Origin of the sequence: Pseudomonas sp. FP818, from assembly GCF_030687335.1 — a bacterium.
GTDB classification, from domain to species: domain Bacteria; phylum Pseudomonadota; class Gammaproteobacteria; order Pseudomonadales; family Pseudomonadaceae; genus Aquipseudomonas; species Aquipseudomonas shahriarae.
The window spans coordinates 4796201-4814318 of record NZ_CP117427.1 but is presented as its reverse complement, the minus strand read 5'-3'; the positions used below and the strand labels follow the sequence as shown (position 1 = coordinate 4814318).

The window sequence follows — 18118 nt, the reverse complement described above, 5'->3', positions numbered from 1 at the left end:
CCAATAACCCCCGAGCGCGCTTTCCATGAAGATCAATCTCCCGGTCACGGGGCGAAATGTGGACATTGCCCAAGATGCCAACATTCTCTCGACCACCGACCTCGGCAGTTCGATTACCTACGCCAACCAGGACTTTATCGACGTCAGCGGCTACAGCCGCGAGGAGCTGCTGGGCGCGCCACATAATCTGCTGCGCCATCCGGACATGCCGTCGGCGGCCTTTGCCCATATGTGGCAGACCCTCAAAAGCGGTCGCTCGTGGATGGGCATGGTGAAGAATCGCTGCAAGAACGGCGATCACTACTGGGTCAGTGCCTATGCCTCGCCGGTCACCCGCGACGGCGTGGCGGTGGAGTACCAGTCCGTGCGGACCCGGCCCGATGCGCGGCGGGTGATGGCGGCGGAGCGCGTGTATGCCCGTCTGCGCACGGGCACTCGGCGCATGCGGCCGGTGCTGGAGATGCCCTTGAAGTTGTCGCTGGTCACCGGCGCGACATGCGCCTTGACCTGGGGGGCTGGGGTCGGCTTGGCGAGCTATCCGTGGGCGGTGCAAGTGCTGGGCCTGGCGGCGGTGGGCGCGGTGGGGATATTAGGCGTCAACCTGTTGTTGCGCCCCCTGCGGCAACTGAGCGAGCGGGCGCGGCAGATCGCCGATAATCCCGTCAGCCAGGCGATCTATACCGGGCGTGCGGATGAGCTGGGGCAAATCGAATTTGCCATGCAGATGCTTGAAGCCCAGGTGGGCGCGGTGGTCGGCCGGATTGGCGATGCATCGCAGCGTTTGTCCGGGCACGCCGCCGCCCTGGTCGAGCAACTGGACAGCAGCCACAGCAGCACCCTGGGCCAGCAGAGCCAGACCGACCAGGTGGCCACCGCCATCCACGAGATGGCGGCCAGCGTGGCGCAAGTCGCCAACCATGCCCAGCAAGCTTCGAAAGCCGCCGACCAGGCCGGCAGCGCGACCCGTGAAGGTCATCAGCGAGTGGACGAAAGCCGCGATGCGGTGCTGCGTCTGTCCCAGGAACTGGCCAGGGCCACCACGGTGATCCATCAATTGGAAAGCCATAGCGGTGATATTTCCGGTGTGCTGGAGGTGATCCGGGCGATTGCCGAGCAGACCAACCTGCTGGCCCTCAACGCGGCCATCGAGGCAGCGCGAGCGGGCGAACAGGGCCGTGGTTTTGCGGTGGTGGCCGACGAAGTGCGCGGCCTGGCACAACGTACCCAGCAATCGACCAATGAAATCCAGCGCATGATCAGCACCCTGCAGGGCGGCGCCCGGGATGCGGTGATGGCCATGGAACAGAGCAGCCAGCATGTCGAAGCCAGCGTCGATCACGCCCAGCGCGCCGCATCGGCCCTGGATGGCATCAGCCAGCGGGTCAACCAGATCACCGCCATGAGTGTGCAGATTGCCACTGCAGTGGAAGAACAGAGCGCGGTCAGCGAAGACATCAATCGCAATATTGTCGGCATCCGCAATGCCGGCGAAGCCACCGTCACTGCCGGTCAGCAGAGCCAGCTCAGCTCGGGCGACGTGGCGGCCCTGGCGGAAGATCTGCGGCGGCTGGCAGAAGAGTTCTGGGGCAAACGCCACTAGGTTGTGGCTGTGGCAAGCCCTGATGCCCTTCAGTTCATAGAGGGTGCAGGGCAATCAATAACCTGTGGCGAGGGAGCTTGCTCCCGTTGGGGCGCGAAGCGGCCCTAAAATGGGACTGCTACGCAGTCCAACGGGAGCAAGCTCCCTCGCCACAGTACAGCCCCAACCCATTTGACGCGCCTCAGGCAGCGCGCAAGGAGATAAACGCATAGTTGGCCGGCACCTCGGTGGCGATCTGTGCCCCGGCATCCAGCAACTGTTCGGCGATGTCCATGCCGGACACATGAAACACCCACTCATTGGCCATGGCCGGTTGTTCCACCGCCAATTCAATGGCCTGGGCAAACGCGCCCATATCCGGCAGGTACGCGGTAAAACCATCGCCCTTGAGCGCCGTGGTGCGAATCCCCAGCAGGGCGCACACCGCTTCCTTGGTCTGCACGTCGTCACGGTCGGCCTGGCGTGAGCGGCGGATCAGCTCCGCCAGTTCAGGGTCCACCAGTTCACCCCCGACGATCAGCGCCGGGCCCTGTTCCCAGGAGTGCGGCGGACAATCCTTGGCGGCCGGGTTCAGTGGGATATGCGGGTTGATCTCCATCGGGTAGATACGACAGACCAGCGGCCGCCGCTCATAGATGCCGCAGCGGTTGTCTTCGTCAAGATTCCGGCAGGGCCCCGCGTTGTAGGCGGCAAAAGTAATGGCCACAAACGCCTCGGTCGTGCCGCTGGGCACCACCACCGAACGCCGTTCGGCATGCTCGCGTTGTTGCAGCGGCAGGCCCAGGCCATTGCCCAGGAAGCCTTCCACCAGGACGATGACATTGCCGCCGTCCGCCGCCCACTGGCGGGCTTCGTCGAGTGTCAGGGGGACATGATGGTCGGTGCAGCATTTGCCGCAACCAACGCAGGAAAAATGGGTATTCATGGAGGATCTGCTACCAGGCCAGGTCAGAGGGCGCTCTTGGACGGTGACGGGTTTTTGCCTCTATCCGCCGTTCAGAGACTCTGGAAGCAAGTTATGCGCCAGTGCCGGTCAGTCGTCGCTGACCATGTCGCGCAGCACAAACACCATGCCCGCACTTTCATACAGCTGGCGTGCGCGCAGATTGCTCTCCAGCACCTTGAGGTCCACATAGGGCTCGCCGCGTTGCTTGAACACCTGGAAGCTGTGCAGCAACAAGGCGCGACCCAGCCCCTGGCCCTGGGCACAGGGGTGGATGGCGAGATTCTTGATAAAGGCACTGGTCCAGCATTGGGCCACGCCAAGAATCCCTTCGGCGTTGCTGACCACCAGGCACAGCCTGGGGTCGAACTCTGCGTTGCTGATGAACTGCTGCTGCCAGGTGTCCAGGTTGGCGACATGGCCGCCGCCCTGTTCCTGGGTCATGCGTAACACCGCATGAATCGCCGTGGCCAGTTCGTCGCGGTAATGGTCCAGGCGGATGCCGGCCGGCCATTGCGGCGCGGGCAGGCTGGTGGTGAGGTCGCGGCGCAGCAGTTGGTAATACGCTGTCACGGTTTACAGGCCTTTTTGCGCCACGGTCTGGGCCGCAACCACCAGGCATTTGGTCAGCTCGGGTGACGAGAACTTGGTCAGCACCGAGTCGGCACCGGCCAGGCGGGCTTTTTCGCTGTTCATCGCGCTGTCCAGGGAGGTGTGCAACAGCACGTACAAATCCTGGAAGTCCGGGGTTTCGCGCAGGGTGCGGGTGAGGGCGTAGCCGTCCATTTCCGACATTTCGATGTCAGACACCACCACATTGATCTGCCCGGCGCTGCCTTGCAGTTCCAGCAGCACGTCGATGGCCTCTTTGGCACTGCGAGCGGTGTGGCAGGTCAGGCCGAGGTTGCGCAGGGTGTGCACCGATTGCTGCAGGGCCACCTGGCTGTCGTCCCCCACCAGGATGCGCGCATGGCCGAGCACTTCGGCTTCTTCCATGGTCAGGTCGGTCGGTGCCACTTCGATCTGCGCGGGGGCGATGGCGTGGATGACTTTTTCGATGTCCAGCACCTGCACCAGCACCCCGTCGACCTGGGTCACGCCGGTGATAAACGAGCGCGTACCGCCGGAACCAAAGGGCGGCGGACGGATATCGGTGGTCAGGCAATGCACGATCCGGCTCACCGCCTGCACATGCAGGCCCTGCTTGGAGCGGCTGACATCAGTGACGATCAGGCAACCGCCGTCGGGGTCTTGCAGGGGCATTTCGCCCAGCGCCCGGCTGAGGTCGATCACCGACAAGGCCGCGCCACGCAGGGTGGCGATGCCTTTGACGTGCGGGTGGGACTCCGGCAGCTTGGTCAGCGGCGGGCAGGGAATGATTTCGCTGACTTTCAGCAGGTTGATGGCCATCAGCTTGCCGCTGCGCAAGGTAAAGAGCAGAAGCGAGAGTGAATCTGCGCGGGCTTTGGTGGTGGACATAAAAACCTTCTGTGGATCAGCGATAACAATCTATAGCGGGTTATCGACGTTCGCGCCAAAAACTGTAGGGGCTGGCTTGCCAGCTCCTACAATGCCGATCAGCCTTTCCACACCTGCGGGTTCACCAGATCCTGCGGGCGCTGGCCCTGCAGGGCGCTGCGCAGGTTGTCCAGGGCACGGTTGGCCATGGCTTCACGGGTTTCATGGGTGGCCGACCCGATGTGCGGCAAGGTCACTGCATTGCTCAGTTGGAACAGCGGCGACTCGGCCAGGGGCTCGCGCTCATACACATCCAGCCCGGCGCCGCGAATGCGCTGGGTTTGCAGGGCTTCGATCAGTGCCGGCTCGTCCACCACCGGGCCTCGGGAAATATTCACCAGGATTGCGCTGGATTTCATCAGGCCCAACTCGCGATGGCTGATCAGGTGCTGGGTCTTTTCACTCAACGGCACCACCAGGCACACAAAATCCGCCTCGGCCAGCAACTGGTCCAGGCTGCGCATCTGCGCGCCCAGTTCCTGTTCCAGCGTGGTCTTGCGGCTGTTGCCGCTGTAGATAATCGGCATATTGAAGCCCAGGCGCCCACGGCGGGCGATGGCCGCGCCGATATTGCCCATGCCGACGATACCCAGGGTCTTGCCGTGTACATCACAGCCAAACAACGGCGCGCCGACGCTGGCTTTCCACTGCCCGGCCTTGGTCCAGGCGTCCAGCTCGGCCACGCGGCGGGCGCTGCTCATCAGCAGGGCGAAGGCCAGGTCGGCGGTGCTTTCGGTCAGCACATCGGGGGTGTTGGTGAGCATGACCCCGCGTTCGTTGAAGTAGTCCACGTCGTAGTTGTCGTAACCCACGGAGACACTGGACACCACTTCCAGCTTGCTCGCCCCTTCGAGCTGCGCCCGCCCGAGCTTGCGGCCGACGCCGATCAGGCCGTGGGCGTGGGGCAGGGCTTCAGTGAACTGCGCGTTGATATCACCCTGCTTGGGGTTGGGGACGATGACCTCGAAGTCCTGTTGCAGGCGTTCGATCATCGCGGGGGTGACACGGCTGAAGGCGAGGACAGTCTTTTTCATCGCAAGTGAGGCTCATCGACAGGGAAGAATGCCAAGCACGCTAACATTCCTCGCTGCGAATGTCAGGACACCGCTAGACCTCTGTGGGCACAGGGCAAAATGTGGGAGGCTGGCTTGCCTGCGATGACGGCAGGTCAGCTACCCAGCCGCACCCCACCCAAACTGCCACTCAGTTCATACGCAACCAGTTCCGCCTGGTGCGCCGCGAGGATCTCCGGCAGCGAGCCGCGCAGGTATTCCACCCAGGTCTTGATCTTCGCATCCAGGTACTGGCGCGACGGGTAGATGGCGTACAGGTTCAGTTCCTGGGAGCGGTAATTCGGCATCATCCGTACCAGGGTGCCGTTACGCAGGCCTTCGATGGCCGCGTACACCGGCAGCAGGCCGACGCCCATGCCGCTGATGATCGCGGTCTTCATCGCGTCGGCGGAGTTCACCAGGAACGGCGAGCTGTTGATGCTCACGCTTTCCTGGCCGTCCGGGCCGTTGAAGGCCCATTTGTCCAGTTGGATCACCGGGCTGACCAGGCGCAGGCAGGCATGGTTGAGCAGGTCACTGGGCCGCTGCGCGCAGCCGTTGGCTTTGACGTAGGCCGGCGAGGCACAGACGATGCTGTAGGTGATCCCCAGGCGTTGGGAGACAAACCCCGAGTCCGGCAGCTCGCTGGCGAGCACGATGGACACGTCGTAGCCCTCGTCCAGCAGGTCGGGCACGCGGTTGGCCAGGGTCAGGTCGAAGGTCACGTCGGGGTGGGTGCGGCGGTAGCGGGCAATCGCGTCGATCACGAAATGCTGGCCGATGCCGGTCATGGTGTGCACTTTGAGCTGCCCGGCGGGGCGTGCATGGGCGTCGCTGGCTTCGGCCTCGGCTTCCTCGACATAGGCGAGAATTTGCTCACAGCGCAATAAATAGCGCTTGCCGGCCTCGGTCAGGGCGATGCGGCGGGTGGTGCGGTTGAGCAAGCGGGTTTGCAGATGGGCTTCCAGATTGGAGACCGCGCGCGAGACGTTGGCCGTGGTGGTGTCCAGTTGTACGGCGGCGGCGGTGAAGCTGCCGGCCTCGGCGACACAACTGAAGGCGCGCATGTTTTGCAAAGTGTCCATGGGGTGCTCTCAAGGGAGATGGCAAATTGTGACACGAAGTTACGGGGGCGAGTGAGCCCGACCAATGGATTATCGCCTGAACGGTAATAAAGATTCACAGGAATCCCACCTTATCGCCATTCCCCGTGCCCCCTAGAATTGCCGCACCGTCCCCGCAACACCACCTCAGGAATTCGCAGCAGTGCCGCGTCGCATCAGCAGAGAGCTGAAGACTCTCAGTGTTTGGGCTTTATCGTTAGCAATCAGCGGCTGCATCGGAACCGGAGGAATTGCCCCCCAAGGCAAGCACCTCGCCGCCAATACCCTGGCCACCGACGACGCGATCCAGAGCGCCGCCCGGGATGCCCACTGGCCGACCAGCCAGTGGTGGCAGGCCTATGGCGACCCGCAACTCAATCGGTGGATCGACCTCGCCGTACAAGGCAGCCCGAGCATGGCCGAAGCCGCCGCCCGGGTGCGTGAAGCACGGGCCATGGCCGGGTTGGCCGAGTCGGCCGAGGCCGTGCAGATCAACGGGGATGCCACCTTCAAGCGCCACAACTGGCCCAGCGATCAGTTCTACGGCCCCGGCAAGCTGGACAATTCCACCACCTGGGACAACAACGCTGCCCTGGGCCTGAGCTACGCCCTCGACCTGTGGGGCCGCGAGCGCAATGCCAGCGAGCGCGCCGTCGACCTGGCGCATAGGCGTGTCGCCCAGGCACGCCAGGCCCAGTTGGAATTGCAGAACAATGTGGTGCGCGCCTATATCCAGCTGTCGCTGCATTACGCCCAGCGCGATATCGTCGCCGCCACCCTGGCCCAGCAACAGCAGATCCTCGACCTGGCGCAAAAGCGCCTGGATGGCGGGATCGGCACGCACTTTGAAGTCAGCCAGGCCCAGACGCCGTTGCCGGAAACCCATCGGCAACTGGACGCCCTCGACGAAGAGATCGCCCTGACCCGCAACCAACTGGCGGCTTTGGCCGGCAAGGGGCCGGGGGAGGGTGCAACCTTGCAGCGGCCGACCCTGGCCCTCGGTGCGCCGCTGAAATTGCCCTCGGCACTGCCCGCGCAATTGCTCGGCCAGCGCCCGGACGTGGTCGCCAGCCGCTGGCAAGTCGCGGCCCAGGCCCGGGGGATTGACGTGGCCCACGCCGGTTTCTACCCCAACGTCGACCTGGTGGGCAGCCTCGGCTACGTCGCCACCGGCGGCGGCATGCTGGAGTTCCTCACCGGCAAGAAACTCAACTACAGCGTCGGCCCGGCGATCACCCTGCCGATCTTCGACGGTGGCCGCCTGCGTGCGCAATTGGGCGAGGCCAGCGCCGGCTACGACATTGCCGTGGCCCGCTACAACCAGACCCTGGTCAATGCACTCAAGGGCATCAGCGACCAACTGATCCGCCGCGAATCCATGGCCAAGCAGCAAACCTTCGCCGCCGAATCGCTGGCCTCGGCGCAGAAAACCTATGACCTCGCAATGATCGCCTATCAGCGCGGGGGCTGACCGATTACCTCAATGTGCTCAATGCCCAGACCCTGCTGTTTCGCCAGCAGCAGGTCGAGCAACAGGTCCAGGCCGCGCGCTTGAGCGCCCATGCCGAACTGGTGACAGCCCTGGGCGGTGGCCTGGGTGCTGGCAGCGATGCTCCGACACCCGATAAGACACTCCCGAGCAAGACCCCGGCGGCTTTGGCCGTGTTCGATCACTGATCAGGTTCCCCATGACTCCCTTGCCTGCACCGCTGCGTTGGCTGCATTCCCTGGAATGGCGCCGTGGCTTTTTCGACTGGGCGCGCAGTGATGGCGTGACCTGGGTGTATATCTTCAAAGTACTGATCGCCGCGTTTCTCACCCTGTGGCTGGCGATGCGCCTGGAACTGCCGCAACCGCGTACCGCGATGATCACCGTGTTTATCGTGATGCAACCGCAAAGCGGCCAGGTGTTTGCCAAGAGCTTCTACCGCTTCCTCGGCACCCTGGCGGGGTCGGCGGTGATGGTGTTGTTGATCGCCTTGTTTGCGCAAAACACCGAGCTGTTCCTTGGCGCGCTGGCGATCTGGGTCGGCGTGTGCACGGCCGGTGCCACCCGTAACCGTAACTTTCGCGCCTATGGTTTTGTGCTGGCCGGGTATACGGCGGCGATGGTCGGCCTGCCGGCGCTCGCCCACCCGGACGGCGCCTTTATGGCGGCGGTCTGGCGGGTGCTGGAAATCTCCCTGGGGATTTTGTGTGCGACCCTGGTCAGTGCCGCGATCCTGCCGCAAACCAGCAGCGCGGCCATGCGCAACGCCTTGTACCAGCGTTTCGGCACCTTCGCGCTGTTCGTCACCGATGGCCTGCGCGGGCGCAGCCAGCGTGAAGGTTTTGAAAGCAGCAACGTGCGCTTTATCGCCGAAGCCGTGGGCCTGGAAGGGCTGCGCAGCGTCACCGTATTCGAAGACCCCCATATGCGCCGGCGCAATGGTCGCTTGAGTCGCTTGAACAGTGAGTTCATGGGCATCACCACGCGCTTCAACGCCCTGCACCAGCTGCTCGAACGCCTACGCAGCGATGCCGCCGACCATGTGGTGGCCGCGATCAAGCCCGGCCTGCAGGACTTGGCCGAACTGCTCGATGGCTTCAGTGGGCGCGCCCTGACCAGCCCCGATGCTGCGCGCCTGGTGAGCCAACTGACGGCCTACAAGGAGAGCCTGCCGGCCAAGGTCCGCAGCCTGCGGGCGATGTTCCAGGAGAGCAGCCCGAGCGATGCCGAGCAGTTGGATTTCCACACTGCCTACGAGCTGCTGTACCGCTTTGTCGATGACCTGCACAACTATGCGCAGACCCATGCTTCCCTGGCCGAGCACAGCCACGCACGGGAGCACTGGGACGAGTCCTACACGCCGAAAACCAACTGGCTGGCCTGTGCCGCGTCGGGAATTCGCGCGTCATTCATTCTGCTGGTGCTGGGCAGTTACTGGGTGGCCACCGCCTGGCCCAGCGGCGCGACCATGACCCTGATCGCGGCAGCCACCGTGGGCCTGTCGGCCGCCACGCCGAACCCCAAGCGCATGGCCTTCCAAATGGCCTGCGGGACGCTGATCGGCGCCGTGGTGGGCTTTGTCGAAATGTTCTTCGTGTTTCCCTGGATCGACGGCTTTCCCTTGCTCTGCGTGATGCTCGCCCCGGTGATCGTGCTCGGTGCGTTCCTCTCGTCGCGCCCGCAATACGCCGGGGTCGGCCTGGGCCTGCTGATCTTTTTCAGTACCGGTTCGGTGCCGGACAACTTGACGATCTACAACCCCTACACCTTTATCAACGACTACATCGCCATGATCATCGGCATGCTGGTGTGCGCCGCGGCGGGGGCGATTATCCTGCCGCCCAACAGCCCTTGGCTGTGGCGCCGCCTGGAGCGCGACCTGCGTGAGCAAGTGGTATATGCCATCAGCGGCAAGCTCAAGGGCCTGGCCTCGGGTTTTGAAAGCCGCACCCGCGACCTGCTGCACCAGGCCTATGGCCTGGCCGCCGGCCAGCCACAGGTGCAACGCAACCTGTTGCGCTGGATGTTTGTGGTGCTTGAAGTCGGTCACGCGATCATTGAGTTGCGCAAGGAACAGGCGATCCTGCCGGTGCACCCGGCGTACGCTCAATCCCAGCCCTGGCGCCAGGCCATCCGGGTCATGGGGCGTTCGCTGGTGCGGCTGTTTTTGCAACCGAGCCAGAGCAACTTGGAGCGCGCCCTGGTGGCGGTCGATCACGCCATCAGCCGCGTGCAGGCCACCGACGAACCCTTCGCCCCGCACTTCGACACCTCGGCCCTGCGCCGGGTGAAAAGCTACCTGCACTTTATCCGCACCTCCCTGCTGGACCCGCAATCGCCCCTGGCTGCCTTCAAGCCTTCCGGAGTCGCCCATGCCTCGTGAAATAGCGTTCCACGGCATCTACATGCCGACCATGACCCTGATGTTTTTTATCGCCGCCGCACTGGCCTGGGCCCTGGATCGCTTCCTGGCGGGCTTTGATTTGTACCGTTTTTTCTGGCACCCGGCGCTGCTGCGCCTGAGCCTGTTCACCTGTCTTTTCGGCGCCATGGCGCTGACTGTCTACCGTTGAGAATGCCCCGATGAAAAAGTTTTTCAGCCTGCTCGCAACCCTGCTGGTTCTGGCCCTGGCGATCTGGATTGGCCGCACCTTGTGGGTCCATTACATGCAGACCCCATGGACTCGCGATGGCCGGGTGCGCGCCGACATCATCAACGTGGCCGCCGACGTCACCGGCGAAGTGGTGGATGTGCCGGTGTGTGACAACCAGTTGGTGAAAAAGGGCGACCTGCTGATGCAGATCGACCCCGAGCACTACCGCATCGCGGTCAAGCAGGCGCAATCTTTGGTCGCCTCACGCAAAGCCACCTGGGAGATGCGCAAGGTCAACGCCCACCGCCGTGCCGACCTCGACGCCCTGGTGATCTCCAAAGAGAACCGCGACGACGCCAGCAACATCGCCGACTCGGCCCTGGCGGACTACCAACATGCCCTGGCGCAACTGGAGGCCGCCGAACTGAACTTGAAACGCACGCAAGTCGTGTCAGCGGTCGACGGCTATGTCACCAACCTCAACGTGCATCGCGGCGACTATGCGCGCATTGGCGAAGCCAAGATGGCCGTAGTCGATATGAACTCGTTCTGGGTCTACGGCTTCTTCGAAGAAACCAAGCTGCCCCATGTGAAAGTCGGTGATAAAGCCGATATGCAACTGATGAGCGGCGAGACCCTCAAGGGCCATGTGGAAAGCATCTCCCGCGGCATCTACGACCGCGACAACCCCGAGAGCCGCGAACTGATCGCCGACGTGAACCCGACCTTCAACTGGGTACGCCTGGCCCAGCGGGTACCGGTGCGGATCCATATTGATGAAGTGCCGGAGGGGGTGTTGCTGGCGGCGGGGATTACTTGCACGGTGATCGTCAACCAGGCACAAAACTAAACAGAGGGCATCAGGCACGTCGCCTGCCGGCTCCTGCAGGGGAGGGTTATTGGCCCTGGATATAGGTCTCATGCAGGTGCCGCCACAGCAGTGCGCCGCTGGCCTGTTTCTCGAACACCACGGTGGCCCGGCGATCCGTCTGGCTGGCGCTGTGATCAACCTGATGCTCACGGTAGGTCACCGTGGCACCCCGCGCATGGCGGTCGATGCCGGTCAGTTCACTCAAGGTGATTTTCAATCCGGGCCGCATGCCGCCCAGGCGAGTGAACAGGGCCTGGACCCCGGCGGCATTCACCCGTGCGCCGGTGGCGGGGGCGATCATGCTGAACTCGGGGGAGAAGCGCGCCAGCAAGTTCTGCAGGGTGCCTTCGGGGGCTGTGCCGGCAAACCACTGCTCGATCTCGATGTGGGTCTGGATCACTTCTTCAAAAAAGTCGCTGTAATCAATCATCATTGAGTCTCGCTGGCTGGGTGAAGCAGTGCGCGAACCCTGGAGGTATCCAGGCTCAGCGCTGCGAAGAGCGGCAGCAGTGTCAGGGCTGCCGCGATCAAGAAGGTCATGGTGAAGGAATCCGAGGCCGATAGCACGGCGCTGAGTGCCGCTGCGCCGAGGCAAAAGCTCACTTGCCGATTGATATTCCACAGCGCGCTGGCGTGGCCCATGCGTTCGGCAGGAATATCCAGAAAGGCCAGGGTCTGCGCGGTGCTGCTGCACAGGCTGCCACCCAGGCCCATCAGGGCATAGGCGCCCACCAGCAGGGCGGGCTGGGCAGCATTGAGCAGCAGGATGCCGGCGCATTGCAAGGCCATGCCGGCCAGCAGCAATGGCTTGGGCCCGCACCGGCTGAACAACTGCTTGCTCAGGTAGATGGCCAGGGCCGAGGCCAGTGCCCACGGCAGCATCAAGGCCCCGGTGCGTGTCGCGTCGTATCCAAGGCCTCGCAGGTAGAGGATGGCGACCAGGCTGGTGCCGATAAAGACGCCGGGGATAAACAGATACACCAGCATCGCCACTCGCAGCATCGGGTGGCGGATCTGCTTGAACAGACTCCCCAAGGCCAGGGCCGGTCGCGAGGTTGCGGGCACATCGGGTTTTATCCACAGCAGTGCCAGCAGCAGGGTCAGGAGGGCCAATGGCAGGTTGGCATAGAAGATCCAGCGCCACGACACCGTGTCCACCAGCAAGCCGCCCAGCGCCGGGGAGAGTGCTGGCACCAGCAGCGTCACCGACATCACTCGGGCCGTCAGTTGGTGACGCTGCCCAGGGGCAAAGTGTCGGTACGCCAAGGCCTGGCCCACCGGTATCAGCAATCCACCCCCCAAGCCTTGCAACAGCCGCCAGCCGATCAGGGCCTGAATCGACTCGGCCTGGCCTACCAGCACCGATGCCATGCCAAACAGCCCCAGGCTCGCGGCGATCAAGCGCCGCTCGCCCAACACTGCGGCGAGCCAGACGCTCAGCGGAATAATCAGGGTCAGGCCGAGCAGGTATGCGTTGCTGATCCACGCCAATTGCGTGACCGAAGCCTGCAGTTCATGGGCGATATCCGGGTAGGCGACGGTGGCGACAAACATGTTCACCAGGTCCAGGGCGAAGCCCAGTAAAAAGATCCAGGCGACTTTCGAGCGGTAGGTCATAGGGGCGATCCAGCGTTTGAGGCTGGCAGGGTAGGCCGGTTGCAGAGCTTGGGATACACGGGTTTGCCTGTTAGTTTGTCAAAAATATTTTGACAAAGGGGGGCTGTGGCCATGGTCAGTCTGGACCGATTCGACACTTTCAAAGCCGTGGTCGAGGCCGGCTCGCTGACGGCCGCCGCCGATCTGCTGGGCCAGACCCGCGCGGTGGTCAGCTTCAATCTCAAACGTCTGGAAGCCGAACTGGGCGTCACCCTGCTCACCCGCAGTACCCGCCAACTGGCGCTCACCGATGCCGGCGAACGTTTCTACCTGCGCTGTACACGCATGCTCGAAGAAGCACGGCTGGCAGTGGAAGAGGCCCGTTCTGAGCACGCCCAGCTCAAAGGCACCCTGCGCATCACCACGACTGTTGAATATGCGTTGGCGGTGGTCGCGCCGGCCGTGGAAGGTTTTCGCCGCCTGCACCCGGACCTCAACATCCACTTATCCACATCCTCGACCCATGCCGACCTGATCTCCGAGCGGTTTGACGTGGCGATCCGGCTGGGGCGCCTGGTGGACTCCAATCATCGTGCGGTGCAGTTATCCACCTATCAGGTATTTGCCGTTGCGGCGCCTGGTTTGGGTAGTGCCCATACGTTGGATGAACTAGAACGACTGCCCAAGCTGGGGCATGGCCGCCTGACTGAGTTGAGCGTGACCGACCCGGCAGGTGGCGAACATCACTATCGCTCTGGCCCCAGTGCGCTGGTGGTCGACAGTGCCGCCGTGCTGCAAGCATTTGCCGTGCGCGGGCATGGCGTGGCGGTCCTGCCGCAGTGGCTGGTGCAGGAGGACCTGGACGCGGGGCGGCTGGTACGCCTGTTGCCGGATCATCGTTTCGCGCCTCAGGGGGTGTATGCGCTGTATCCGGACACGCGGCATTTACCGCTGAAGGTGCGGGCGTTTATTGACTTCATGAAATAGCGAAGACCCCGTGCAGAGGGCAAGTCCGCTCGCCACGGTGATCAAAGTGCTCCACCCAGCCCAAATCGCTTCTTCAACACCGTCTCCAACAACCCCTTGGGCAGCAGCGCCGCCATCAACGGCAACGCCCGGCTGCCATTCCCCGAACGCAGCAGGCGCGGTGGTTCACTCTGTTGCACGGCCTTGAGCACATCCGCCGCAAAGGTGCTGGCCGGGGTCGGTTTGTCCTGGGAGGCCTGGGAGCGGGCACGGATGCTTTCGCGCAGTGGCCACCACGGCGATTGTTCATTGATCAGCAATTCGGCCTGGGTGCCGGCGTTCTTGGCAAAGTGGGTATTGATCGCCCCCGGCTGCACTTCCATGACTCGCACGCCAAACGGTGCGAGTTCCATGCGCAAGGCATCGCTCAAGGCATGCACGGCGGCCTTGGAGGCGCAGTAGGCGCCGGCAAACGGCGTGACCAGCACCCCGGAAACGCTGCCGATATTCACCACCAGCCCTTTGCGCGCGCGCAGGGCGGGGAACAGCGCCTGGGTCACGCCGACGATGGCGAACACGTTGGTCTCGAACTGGCGCTGCAGGGCCTCGGTGCCACCATCGAGCAGCGGGCCCATGGCGCCGTAGCCGGCGTTGTTGATCAACACATCCAGCTCGCCCACCTGTCCGGCCAATTGCGCCAGGGCCGCGCCATCGTTGACGTCCAGTTGCACGGCCTTGAAACCGGCAGATGCGAGGGCCGCGACGTCTTCGGGACGACGGGCGCTGGCCCATACGTCATAGCCGGCGACTTTGAAGGCATCGGCCAGGGCACGGCCGATGCCGCTGGAGCAACCGGTGATAAGCACGTTAGGCATGGGGCAATCCTTGGTAGTGGTTAGTCGGAGAAGCTGCCTTGCAGGTGTTCGGCGCGAAACTCCAGGGTTTGCGGGCGGTAGCCGGGGCGCAGGGGCGGCACTGGCAGACAGTCTTCCCAGGTGGCGCCGGCCTGCAGTTCGCCGGGGCCGCGATAACGCGGGGCAGCATAGACGTTGTCCGCCAGGTTCACCGTATCGCCTGGTGCGTAGGCGGCGACGCGCCAGCGCAGTTCGGTCAGGGGGACGTCGTTGCCGTTGTTGAGCTTGAGCTGCAAGGGGCGGTCGGCGGGGCACTGATCGGGGGCATAGTGGATGCGCAGTTCCAGGCGCGCCAGTTGCGAGGCTTCGCGGTTGTCCAGCCAGACCACCCATATCGCCACGAAGCCCAAGCCCACTGCTGCGGCGAGGGAAACCGGCAATGCCTTGGCCGGGTAGCGCAGGAGTAGGACCAGCCAGGTGATGATGAGCAGAACGCCGAAGAACATGGGGGCAGCCTCGTGGGTAGATGAACCATCGTACCGTTGACAGCATGCGGTTGCCTATCGGGTTGCGGTCACCCCCGAACGGACACTCCACGTAACCTTCGCGCTGGAATCAAGGGGGTTGTTCGCTTCACACACCTATATACAGCCACAGACTGACGGTCGTTGTTCTGTGAGCTTTTTTTATACGTGCCGAGAACAACGCCATGACCTTATCCGTACAAAATTTTGCTGTTCCAGCCTACCGCTCCTTCGCTTCTGACGATGAGAGCAGCCCAATGAAGTCCGCCTCCAATACCCAAGCCACCACCGTTGCCGGCAACAGTGCCCTGGACAACCGTAACGCGCTGATACTGACCCTGGCAGGCCTGGAGCAAGGACTTGCAACGGGCCGTATATCCAATGAGCATATTCTCCCGGCCTTGCAAGCCGCCAAAATACAATTGGCTCCCGATGCGCAACACCCAGGCCCGACAATGGAAGTCAGCCTTGCGCAATACATCACCGCCAATGGCTGGAGCATTCCGCAAAACCGAGAGGGGCTCATCCAACTCAGGCAGACCGTGTCTGCCCTGGCACCGACAAGCCCCTCGAATGCCTACGCAGTCATTACCGAGCGAGCCGCCAAGGCCAATGTCGAAAAAACCAAATTCAAAAAGATTGTGTTGGACACGGCCGTGGCGTTTCCAGATGTGCGCAAAGAAGCCAAAAAGCGTGCAGAAGAAATTGTGTTCGGGTTGACCGGAATCCATGTAGACGCCGACAAGACTTATTTGAATCGTTTTAACAGTTCGCAATCAGGGCAAACCGCTACCGGTTGGGAACACATGAAGGAAGAACCCACGTCATCCATCAGTTTGACTGACGCCGTGTTGAAGAACTTTTCCGAGTACGACGGGATTCCCGGCACTCTGGACTCGGAAGCGGGCTTGTATAAAGACGGCCCCGGACAAAGCGCCAAAGCAGGCTATGGCGCCCACAACGAAATCCCCCTGGCGCCTTCGGCCTTTATGAAGGCCCTTTGGAAATCCGATTTCCAGACGACCATGTCGGCAAAAATCGACAGCTTCTGGAAAGACCACGCCGATGGCTACCGCACAGTCCAGAAAGGCATATTCATCTATAGGGCAGGCGAGCAACTCAAGGCCCAGGAGGCGAAGTTACCGGCCGAACGTGCGCTGCAGCCGCCCGAGCATCAGCTCACCAGGAGTGACTATAGACGGCTGATGAAGGCGGTTACCGGTGCAGAAATAGCCGAAGACCAGCCCATGACCGTGGAGAAACTGCAGGCAACCTCCCCGGTAACCGGCGATGTCCAGGTTCATGCATTTGATATCAATGGCTTTCAGTCCAGTGATATTTTGCGTTTTACCCTGCCCGCAGAGGGGCTCCAGAAGGATGCCAGCGGGCGCCTGGACGGCGTGCAAATTCTCTATATTCCTGACGCCAAGCCAGCCTTTCTGAAATTCGCCTCACTGGAAAAAATGGATCAATGGGTCAGCGATCAAGGCAAGACGCCCCAGACGCGCAAAGCCCTGGAGTCGCACTTCTCGTTGGCTGATCGGCAGAACAGTGAGTCCGGTGGTTTTGGGACCGCATTCTTTAATGCAATCGTGCCGCTGGGTTCCCTGATCTCTGAGATACGGCCAAAAAACGGCGTCGATTCATCCCTGGAATACCTCAGTACGGATAGCGTCAGCAGCCAGGAGGGCAACGTCATTGACCGCAGCAATATCGCGATCAAGGGCGATGTGTTCAGTCACATGGCGGACAGTGGCCAGCAGCGTATGAGGAACGACGCAGACACCGCGATCAAATCCAACAGCGAGGTCACCCGTGACACCTGGCTCAACGACATTTCGGTCGGCGCAGAACTGCTGGTCAAACTGGCCCCGCTGGCTGCTCCGGTCGCCGCCGCTGCCGTCATCACAAGTCTCACGGAAGTGGTATTGGGCACCGAAAAAGAGATTTCGGGCGACACCCAGGCTGAACGTCATGACGGGGCGTCGAAGTCATTCGATGGCATGATCAACACCTTGTTCTCCTCTGCCGGTCTCAGCTCAAATGCCGCGGATCCCTTTGCGCTGCCCAAAGAAGAACCGCTAGCCCCTGAGCCCTCCGTGGAGTCCGCGTCCGAACCGGCGCCTGACTCTCCAGGCGTTGATGCCGATGTGCCCAATCGCCTGCAACCGTCACAAACGGACAACATCAGCGCCTACGCCATTGCCGATGGCGAATCATTACTGGCCAAGAGCACAGTCAATGCTAGAGGGATTTATCAGTACAAGAACGAGGCGGGGCTAGATCGTTGGTTTATCCGTTACACCGATCAGTCCGGTATCGCCAAGACGTATGAGATTAAAGGTGATTTCAAACTCAGTGACGGCTATGTCCAGATTATTGATCCCCAGACCGGTAAACCCGTACTGACCGTTGAAACAGGTGCCGATAACCAATGGCGCGCGAGCAAGATGCTCGGGGGCAATAGAAAAGGCAAGGGGGTCAACGCTGCCCGCGAGCAGCCTGCCGGGCAAGGCCCGCTGGCATCAAGCTCAGCAACCAATCAACCCTTGGCCAATCATCAGGATTGGCAGTCGATAGTGGATTCGGGCACTTACAACGGCAAGCCGGTTTACATTCACTACACCAGCAAGGCCGGCGCAGAAGCGATCGCTCGCGAGCGAAGCATCAATGATCTGGCGCGTGGTGAAAGGCGTGCGGGTTCAAAGGGCGGTGTGTACGTTAACCCCCCAGGCCAGCAATTTAACAGCGAGAACGTTGAGAACCTGTTGTTTTTAGGGAATGAACGCTATGTGGGCAGTGGCGACTATATGGTGATCTTCAGCTCTGACCAGGTGCCCACGGATTTAGGCCCGGTCACGGCCGGCAGCCAGTTCGTCGAGCTCAAGATGGCCAAAGAAATCAAGCTGACGCCGTCGAACTTTCTGTATTTGGGGCCGAACAATTTCAAGGACTATTTCGAGTGAAGGGAACAACGCTGAGTGGGTGATCGCTGCCAATCTGCAAAG

At 62.3% G+C, this 18118-nt stretch carries 15 protein-coding genes and 1 pseudogene; 7 read left to right on the top strand and 9 right to left on the bottom strand.

What is annotated here, in order from left to right; translation table 11 throughout:
- Positions 1–25: 25 nt before the first annotated feature.
- Positions 26–1600 (top strand): PAS domain-containing methyl-accepting chemotaxis protein, encoded by a 1575-nt coding sequence (locus tag PSH80_RS21805; RefSeq protein ID WP_057958514.1) that lies wholly within the window; start codon positions 26–28, stop codon positions 1598–1600.
- 181 nt (positions 1601–1781) lie between these two features.
- On the opposite strand, the gene PSH80_RS21800 is transcribed toward PSH80_RS21805, so the two are convergent.
- The 5 genes from PSH80_RS21800 to PSH80_RS21780 form a co-directional block, all read right to left on the bottom strand.
- Entirely contained in the window at positions 1782–2525 is a 744-nt protein-coding gene (locus PSH80_RS21800) for a YkgJ family cysteine cluster protein (RefSeq protein ID WP_057958515.1), read from the bottom strand.
- Between the two features lie 108 nt (positions 2526–2633).
- A complete protein-coding gene (locus tag PSH80_RS21795) occupies positions 2634–3116 on the bottom strand; it encodes an N-acetyltransferase (protein ID WP_057958516.1) in 483 nt (160 codons plus the stop codon).
- Between the two features lie 3 nt (positions 3117–3119).
- A complete protein-coding gene (locus PSH80_RS21790; RefSeq protein WP_305418281.1) occupies positions 3120–4022 on the bottom strand; it encodes a chemotaxis protein CheV in 903 nt (300 codons plus the stop codon).
- 98 nt (positions 4023–4120) lie between these two features.
- Entirely contained in the window at positions 4121–5095 is a 975-nt protein-coding gene (locus tag PSH80_RS21785) for a D-glycerate dehydrogenase (protein ID WP_057958517.1), read from the bottom strand.
- 134 nt (positions 5096–5229) lie between these two features.
- Positions 5230–6198, bottom strand: a complete 969-nt coding sequence (locus PSH80_RS21780) for a LysR family transcriptional regulator (protein WP_057958518.1) — start codon at positions 6196–6198, stop codon at positions 5230–5232.
- Between the two features lie 181 nt (positions 6199–6379).
- Between PSH80_RS21780 and PSH80_RS21775 the strand changes: the two are divergent.
- The 4 genes and pseudogenes from PSH80_RS21775 (at position 6380) to PSH80_RS21760 (ending at position 11149) form a co-directional block, all read left to right on the top strand.
- Positions 6380–7893: pseudogene (locus PSH80_RS21775) on the top strand (efflux transporter outer membrane subunit).
- Positions 7894–7904: 11 nt separating this feature from the next.
- Positions 7905–10088, top strand: coding sequence for an FUSC family protein (locus tag PSH80_RS21770; protein WP_057958520.1), 2184 nt, complete (start codon positions 7905–7907; stop codon positions 10086–10088).
- Positions 10078–10278 carry a DUF1656 domain-containing protein gene (locus PSH80_RS21765; RefSeq protein ID WP_057438206.1) on the top strand — a complete coding sequence of 67 codons (201 nt, stop codon included), beginning with the start codon at positions 10078–10080 and terminating at the stop codon, positions 10276–10278. Before PSH80_RS21770 ends, PSH80_RS21765 begins: the two co-directional genes overlap by 11 nt.
- Positions 10279–10288: 10 nt before the next feature.
- On the top strand, positions 10289–11149 hold the full coding sequence (locus PSH80_RS21760; RefSeq protein WP_305418276.1) for an HlyD family secretion protein: 861 nt from the start codon (positions 10289–10291) through the stop codon (positions 11147–11149).
- Between the two features lie 46 nt (positions 11150–11195).
- Here PSH80_RS21760 and PSH80_RS21755 read toward each other — a convergent pair whose 3' ends face one another.
- A complete protein-coding gene (locus PSH80_RS21755) occupies positions 11196–11600 on the bottom strand; it encodes a hypothetical protein (RefSeq protein WP_057438390.1) in 405 nt (134 codons plus the stop codon).
- Positions 11600–12787 carry an MFS transporter gene (locus PSH80_RS21750; protein WP_057958521.1) on the bottom strand — a complete coding sequence of 396 codons (1188 nt, stop codon included), beginning with the start codon at positions 12785–12787 and terminating at the stop codon, positions 11600–11602. Before PSH80_RS21750 ends, PSH80_RS21755 begins: the two co-directional genes overlap by 1 nt.
- A 111-nt stretch (positions 12788–12898) precedes the next feature.
- Here PSH80_RS21750 and PSH80_RS21745 point away from each other — a divergent pair, with 111 nt between their 5' ends.
- The gene (locus PSH80_RS21745; RefSeq protein WP_186625898.1) at positions 12899–13753 is read left to right on the top strand and encodes a LysR family transcriptional regulator; all 855 of its coding nucleotides are present in this window, start codon (positions 12899–12901) and stop codon (positions 13751–13753) included.
- 41 nt (positions 13754–13794) lie between these two features.
- Here the strand turns inward: PSH80_RS21745 and PSH80_RS21740 are convergent, their stop codons facing one another.
- A complete protein-coding gene (locus tag PSH80_RS21740; protein WP_057438210.1) occupies positions 13795–14607 on the bottom strand; it encodes an SDR family oxidoreductase in 813 nt (270 codons plus the stop codon).
- 20 nt (positions 14608–14627) lie between these two features.
- Entirely contained in the window at positions 14628–15092 is a 465-nt protein-coding gene (locus tag PSH80_RS21735; protein WP_057438212.1) for a hypothetical protein, read from the bottom strand.
- Between the two features lie 203 nt (positions 15093–15295).
- Between PSH80_RS21735 and PSH80_RS21730 the strand changes: the two genes are divergently transcribed.
- Entirely contained in the window at positions 15296–18076 is a 2781-nt protein-coding gene (locus tag PSH80_RS21730) for a dermonecrotic toxin domain-containing protein (protein ID WP_128592813.1), read from the top strand.
- Positions 18077–18118: the final 42 nt, after the last annotated feature.